The 6,011-nt window shown below is 36.0% G+C and carries 6 protein-coding genes; 3 read left to right on the top strand and 3 right to left on the bottom strand.

Features of this window, described 5'->3' with window-relative positions; translation table 11 throughout:
• Positions 1-278: 278 nt before the first annotated feature.
• From L1967_RS18310 to L1967_RS18300, 3 genes are all read right to left on the bottom strand, one after another.
• Positions 279-719: a MarR family winged helix-turn-helix transcriptional regulator gene (locus L1967_RS18310; RefSeq protein ID WP_249602953.1), complete on the bottom strand. Its 441-nt coding sequence runs from the start codon at positions 717-719 to the stop codon at positions 279-281.
• A gap of 109 nt (positions 720-828) precedes the next feature.
• Positions 829-1,245 carry an organic hydroperoxide resistance protein gene (locus L1967_RS18305; protein WP_249602952.1) on the bottom strand — a complete coding sequence of 139 codons (417 nt, stop codon included), beginning with the start codon at positions 1,243-1,245 and terminating at the stop codon, positions 829-831.
• 97 nt (positions 1,246-1,342) lie between these two features.
• Positions 1,343-2,854, bottom strand: a complete 1,512-nt coding sequence (locus L1967_RS18300) for an MltF family protein (RefSeq protein ID WP_249602951.1) — start codon at positions 2,852-2,854, stop codon at positions 1,343-1,345.
• A gap of 316 nt (positions 2,855-3,170) precedes the next feature.
• Between L1967_RS18300 and L1967_RS18295 the strand changes: the two genes are divergently transcribed.
• From L1967_RS18295 to gloA2, 3 genes are read left to right on the top strand one after another with little or no spacing between them, the layout of a single operon-like run.
• Positions 3,171-4,541 (top strand): ethanolamine ammonia-lyase subunit EutB, encoded by a 1,371-nt coding sequence (locus L1967_RS18295; protein WP_249602950.1) that lies wholly within the window; start codon positions 3,171-3,173, stop codon positions 4,539-4,541.
• Positions 4,534-5,289: an ethanolamine ammonia-lyase subunit EutC gene (eutC, locus tag L1967_RS18290; protein WP_249602949.1), complete on the top strand. Its 756-nt coding sequence runs from the start codon at positions 4,534-4,536 to the stop codon at positions 5,287-5,289. The genes L1967_RS18295 and eutC overlap by 8 nt, the downstream gene beginning before the upstream one ends.
• Positions 5,282-5,665, top strand: coding sequence for an SMU1112c/YaeR family gloxylase I-like metalloprotein (gene gloA2 / locus L1967_RS18285; protein ID WP_249602948.1), 384 nt, complete (start codon positions 5,282-5,284; stop codon positions 5,663-5,665). The genes eutC and gloA2 overlap by 8 nt, the downstream gene beginning before the upstream one ends.
• Positions 5,666-6,011 lie beyond the last annotated feature (346 nt).

The raw sequence follows: 6,011 nt of genomic DNA, 5'->3' as shown, positions 1-6,011 counted from the left end.
TCTATTGTATCTTTGTCAAGTACAGAGTACATAAAGGGTTGGTTTTGATAATTGTATGTTTCGCAACACAAATATCTGCAACCCTTTTTTATTTTTAAAAAAAGTTTAAATCATTTCACTAATAAAGGTAAGATCAATAGCCAAAAAACGCTGTTAGCATCTAGTTAATTATGGTAATTACGATTAACATCTATTTTAAGAAAGCAATTGCTTCACTAAAATGATAATAGAAGTACAAGTGTTCTGTGAAATAATAATTTCAGTAAAGGAATACTAAATTATTTTTCGTTCATATTTTCAATTATTTTATACAATAACCGGTACAACTCATTGGCGTCTTCTTTAGATAATGGAAGTTGCCCTGCTAACAACGCCGGAATTTCACAAGCCTTTTCTTTTAAGTTTTTTCCTTTTTCGGTTAAGGTAATCACAATATTTCGCTCGTCGGTTTCAGAACGTTGACGATCTAAAAACCCACGTTGTTGAAGTCGTTTTAGCAGTGGCGTTAACGTATTGGACTGTAATTGAAGTTTTTCAGCAATCGCACTCAAATTTACCTCATCTTTTTCCCAAAGTACCATTAATACCAAGTATTGCGGATAGGTAAGATCTAAATCCTTCAACATTGGTTGGTAGCGCTGAATGACCAATCTTGAAGCCGTATACAACGGAAAACAAAGTTGATTATCCAATTTTAAAGCTTCATATTTTTCACTCATCTTTCAGCAATTTAACGTGGCCCTGGCATTTCATTTTGGCAATGAATGTAATAAAAAAATTCCCTTTCCGCAGCAAGCAAAAAGGGAATTCTGCAATTTCACAGTTGTTTTAAACAACTTCTAATTCAACTTCTACATTTCCGCGGGTCGCATTAGAATAAGGACAAACCTGATGTGCCTGCTCTACCAATTCCTGCGCTTTCTCCTTCTCAATTCCTGGAATTTCTACCGAAAGTTTTGCCGCTAACCCATAGCCACCGTCATCCTTTTTGCCAATACCTATCGTTGCATTTACAATGCTTGGGCTCTCGGGTTTTACTTTAGCTTGACTCATTATTAAATTTAACGCGCTATCGAAACAAGCGGCATAACCTGCTGCAAATAATTGCTCAGGATTGGTAGCTCCGCCCTTTCCACCTAATTCTTTAGGTACTAAAACATCTAAATCTAAAAGTCCGTCTTTACTATTTACGTGTCCGTCTCTTCCTCCGGTTGCCGAAACTGTTGTTTGATATAAGGTTTTCATTACTTATTGTTTTTAAATCCTATTCGATTAAATCGTTTACGACACAAATATATAAAACTAATCTGGTTGCCTATTAAAACAATATGTTAATATCTACTTAATTAGAAACTACTTGAGCAGCAGTATCTGGCGTTTTAAATGGAATAAGCTTTTTATAATGTTCGTACCTAAGGAAGATTTCTTTTACATACAAATAAGGTTCACGCCCTCTTACAAAACCATATTTTACTTCGGGTCGGTTAAAAAACTCTCTCGAACTTAATTTCAACAAATAATCTTCTACATTATCATCCCAAACATAGGGATTTTCACCAAAAGCTTTGGTTAGCCGTTGCGCGTCACGAACGTGTCCCAAACCACAATTATATGCGGCTAAAGTGAATTTTATTTTCTGAAGGCTATCTTCGACTTTGGTAAAATTCTGACTTAATTTCTTTAAATATTGAGTACCGCCGCGAATATTTTGTGTCGGGTTGGTAATGTCTTTTACCCCTAATTCTTCAGCAGTTGCCGGCATTAGTTGCATTAAACCACCTGCGCCCGCCCAGGAATTCTCATTAGGCTGAAAGCGTGATTCCTGAAAGATTTGAGAACTCAACAATCGCCAATCCCAGCCTAAACGCTCAACATTGCTCTTTACGATGGCGTCATACTGACTTATTTTTCCTTGATTTTTACTATAAAACTCACTTTTAATACGGCGGCGATACGATTTTTTATTCTTAAAATACTTATTGTAAACCACGTAATAAAAGTCTTTCTTTTTTAGGTTTTTTAGCCACGAATTAATTTCGCCTAACAGTTCAGGGGAAGTTTTACGTACTGCCCAAGCAATACGTTGGGAGAAACTAATTTCGGTATCGATATCTAGAATTGGGTTGTAGGTTTGATTAATGGCGGCAATATTATAATCTGAAATGGTATAATCGATCTCGCCATCCACTACCATTTTTATAATATCTTCCGTCGTTTTATTTCCGGAAACCAATTGAATATCGATTTGTCCACCAATCTCGTCTTCCAAATTCTCTAAGCGCTCGTAATACGAAGAATTTTTGCGTACATGAACGGTTTTACCAATCATTTCAAGAGGGTCGTTAATCGTATGTTTTTTAATTTTATACATCGGTAGCTTCCGCCAGTTTTCAGGGCGACGCTGCACCAACACCTGATGGGTTAAATAGTGATATTCGGTAAAATTGACGATCTTTTTTCGATCTTCGGTAACAGAGAGTCCAAAGGCTATTAAATCGCCCACCCCTGCATTTAGCATGTCAAACAAATGGTCGATGTCTTTGGCTACTTTAATATCTAATTCGAGTTCTAAATGCTCGGCGAGTTTTTTTACCAATTCGTATTCAAAACCCATGGGTTTTCCACGGTATAAAAAATAACTGGTGGAATTATAAATAGTGATTACGGTGAGTTTGCCGTCTTCTTTTATTTCTGAAAGATCTTTAGTATATGTTTTTGGTGTAATATCGGCAGAAACCTTAGCGCTGATATTCTTTTTTTCAGAACAACTTAAAGTCAAACTTAAAACAATAAATGCTAAGCCAAATTTTTTAAAAATAGGATGTGAAAGAAAACTGAGTAAAATTATGAACATTAAATAATTGATTTTCTGTAATATAACGAAATTAATCAACAATTAAAAATTACCGTTCTGGGAATAAATAACCTTTAAAGTTTATAATTTGGTAAATAAAAACACTATTAAGTTGATAAATGTGAATATTTAATCACTTCGATTTAAATTAATATTCTTTAAACAAGTTGCTAGATTGGTTTTTACTAACTTTCAATAAACTAGCTCAGGGCAAGCCCATGAGGTCGTTATTAGAAAATTATTTTTATTTCGAGGCATCCCGTGAACTATCTGGATCGGAGCATATCATTTTCGATTATCAAGTAAAAGTTGGCTTATGGACTATAAATTCAGCATCAATAATCTCACGTATAACTTTAAAGATTTAAAGGATTTACTTGCCAAAGCCAGTCCGCATCGATCAGGTGACGTACTGGCCGGTGTAGCGGCAAAAGACAATAAAGAGCGGGTGGCCGCACAATATGTTTTAAGTGATGTCCCATTAAAAGATTTTCTTGCAAACCCTATTATTCCTTATGCCGAAGATGAAGTTACCCGCTTAATTATGGATGATCATAATATGGAAGCTTTTTACCCAATTTCGGCATTTAGCGTAGGGGAATTAAGAGATTGGCTGCTGAGTTACGATGCCACTCCTAAAATTTTAAAAGAAATTTCTCCCGGATTAACTCCCGAGATGGTTGCTGCGGTTTCAAAATTAATGCGCAATCAGGATCTTATAAAAGTTGCCCAAAAATGTGAAGTGATTACAAAATTTAGAAACACCCTTGGATTAAAAGACCGATTTTCGGTTAGATTGCAACCTAACAACCCGGTGGATGATCCTAAAGCAATTGCGGCGAGTACGATTGACGGATTACTGTATGGTTGCGGTGATGCGGTAATTGGCATTAACCCAGCTACCGATAGTCCTAATGCTGTTTCAGAATTATTAAAATTACTCGATGATTTTAGGCAGCAATACCAAATCCCTACACAAACCTGTATTCTTAGCCATATTACCACCACCATGGAAATCATCGAAAAAGCACCGGTAGATCTTATTTTTCAATCGATTGGTGGTACCCAAAAAGCCAATGAATCTTTTGGAATTAATTTAAACATGCTTCAGGAAGCTTACGAATCTGGGCTACAGCTAAATAGAGGATCGATTGGAAATAATATAATGTATTTTGAGACCGGGCAGGGATCAGAGCTCTCTGCAAACGCGCATCATGGAATAGATCAGCAAACCTGTGAGGTTAGAACCTATGCCGTAGCCAGAAAATACCATCCGCTTTTGGTCAATACCGTGGTTGGTTTTATTGGTCCTGAATATTTGTATGATGGAAAACAAATTACACGCGCAGCTTTAGAAGACCATTTTTGCGGAAAGCTAATGGGGCTTCCTATGGGCTGTGACGTTTGTTATACCAACCATGCTGAAGCCGATCAGGACGATATGGATGCTTTGTTAACGCTTTTGGGCGTGGCAGGCTGTAATTATATTATGGGTGTTCCCGGTGCTGATGATGTGATGCTGAATTACCAAAGTACTTCTTTCCATGATGCGATGTACCTTAGGAAAGTTTTGAATAAACGGCCAGCACCAGAATTTGAAACATGGCTTTTAAAAATGGGAATTTTTGATGAACACGGAAATCGCCAACGTTTAACCAAATCTCATAAACTTATTAGTAATGGATAAACCAAAATTGTATAAAAGCAAACTTCAGGAGGATCCTTATACACTGCTACGGGAACTTTCTAAAGCTCGTATTGCACTTGGAAATACCGGCGGAAGCCAATCGCTAAAAAATGTTTTACAGTTTCAGCTAGATCATGCTAAAGCCCGGGATGCGATTTATAACGAATTTGAGATTAAAAAAATCGAATCAGATCTAAAGAATCTCGGCTTAGAAATCTTCAAATTTAAAAGTAAGGCAAAAAATCGCGAAGAATATTTAAAACGGCCAGACTTAGGAAAACTTTTAGCTGAAACCCAGATTAAAAATGCTTCTGGATTTGATATTATCTTTACTATTGTTGATGGTTTATCTCCTGAAGCGACACTACAAAGTCCAAAAATTATAGAGGCATTACTGCCAAAGTTAAAAGAAAAATATTCGATAGCTATTAGCATTGTAACGAACGGTCGTGTCGCCATTGGTGATGAAATTGCCGAAAAACTAAACGGAAAATTTACAGCCACATTTATTGGGGAGCGTCCCGGTTTATCCAGTCCAAAGAGTTTAGGGATTTATACAACATACAAGCCTAAGAGTGGTACGACTGATGAAAAAAGAAATTGCATTTCGAATATTCATAGCGATGGAATGAGCGTAACCGACGCAGCAAATCTTTTGGAGTATTTAATCAATGAATCTTTCTCGAAAAAAATTAGTGGTGTATCTTTAAAATCTGACTTAAAAAACCACAAAATCGATCATGCTTAAAGCCGTTCATCATATTGCTATAATTTGCTCAGATTATCCAACGTCAAAAAAGTTTTATACTAAAATACTGGAATTAAAGATTATACGGGAAGTTTATCGTAAAGAGCGTGATTCTTATAAATTGGATTTAGCATTGAATGGAGAATACATTATCGAACTATTTTCTTTCCCAAACGCACCCAAGCGCCCAAGTCGTCCCGAAGCACAGGGATTAAGACATCTGGCATTTAAGGTGGAAAATATAGAAGATAGTATCTTGAAATTACACACAAAAGGAATTAATACTGAAGCCATTCGTATTGACCCAAATACCGGAAGAAAATTTACTTTTTTCAGCGATCCTGATGGTTTACCTTTAGAGCTTTATGAGGATTAAATTATTTTTAGTTAGCTTTTAAACTTTACAAAGTTACTAACTAGAAAATTTAAGGTTCTATATACACGTAAAGTACCTCGGGGCAAGCCCACAAGGCATTCGTTGAAAACAAATTTTTAATTTCGAGGCAAGCCTCGGGGTATTATACCCTTTGGCGGTGCCAATAAAAAACGGGATGCAATGCATCCCGTTTTTACAACTAACCAGTTTTTCTAATATCATACCAACCTAACCAAAAAATGAACGATATTATAAGATGAAAGCCATTGCTTCATCTAACAACAATATTAAAGTATTAGCTTCAATAAATAAAACTTTTCTCATATAAATTAAGAAATTATCGATA

Source organism: Zunongwangia pacifica, assembly GCF_023499215.1.
Taxonomy (GTDB): domain Bacteria; phylum Bacteroidota; class Bacteroidia; order Flavobacteriales; family Flavobacteriaceae; genus Zunongwangia; species Zunongwangia pacifica.
Note: the sequence above shows the minus strand (reverse complement) of the source record. Positions and strands in the feature narration are given on the sequence as shown.